The organism is Pseudomonas edaphica, assembly GCF_005863185.1.
Lineage (GTDB): Bacteria > Pseudomonadota > Gammaproteobacteria > Pseudomonadales > Pseudomonadaceae > Aquipseudomonas > Aquipseudomonas edaphica.
On the sequence record NZ_VBVZ01001053.1, the window covers coordinates 1 to 937 of the forward strand.

General features: G+C 62.9%; 1 protein-coding gene. It reads left to right on the plus strand.

Annotated features, from left to right (window positions below):
- A partial coding sequence (locus FEM54_RS33200; protein ID WP_420875341.1) for an FAD/NAD(P)-binding protein occupies positions 1–870 on the plus strand: 870 nt, incomplete at its 5' end.
- Between the last annotated feature and the right edge of the window lie 67 nt (positions 871–937).

A 937-nucleotide genomic window follows, 5' to 3' on the forward strand; every position in this document is an offset into this window, starting at 1 on the left:
GTACACGACCCATGGCAACCTGGCGCACTCGATCGTATCGACACAAACGACCCGGTCTTCCTGATCGGTAGCGGGCTGACGATGCTGGATGTGGTACTCGACCTGCGCGACCGTGGGCACACCGGCTCTATTCAAGCTGTGTCACGCCGTGGCCTGCTGCCGCAGCCCCACCGCGAATTGAACGCGCACCCCGACTACGACGAAGGGCTGGCACAGCACATGCTCACCGATTGCAGGGCGCGTCACTATGTACGCGCAGTGCGTGATGCGATTCGCCAGCATGCACAAGCTGGCGGAGACTGGCGAGATATCATCGGCGGGCTAAGATCTGCCACCCGGCAACTGTGGCACGCCTTGCCACTAAATGAACGCCTGCGATTCCTGCGGCATGTACGCCCCTACTGGGATGCCCATCGCCATCGTTGCGCCCCACAACCGGGAGCACGCATGCAGGAGGAACTGGCCAGTGGCAAACTCACGCTTGTGGCCGGTCGCATCGTCGGCTACGCCTCAAACCCCGGCAGTGTGAGCGTTTCTGTACGTCGTCGCGGCACCCGCATCGAAGAACAGCTGGAAGTCAAAGCAGTGATCAATTGCACGACTCCAGCGCTGGACCTGCGCCAATTGGACGACCCACTGCTCAAGTCCCTGCGTGCTGATGGCCTGCTGGTGCCTGACGCACTCGGCACCGGCATGGCTATCGCACCGTCCGGCGCACTGCTTGATTGCAATGCAGCACCCTCAGACTGGCTGTACTACGTCGGCCCCTTCCTCCAGGCGCGCGACTGGGAGGCCACCGCAGTCCCGGAACTGCGCGAGTACGTGAAACAGATGGCACAGACTTTGGCCACGCCCCTCACCCGAGCATGAATCGCTCGCTGACAGGCGCTCGCTTTGGCGAGCCCCGTCAGCGCCGACTCAGTGGTCAGTGTCGGAC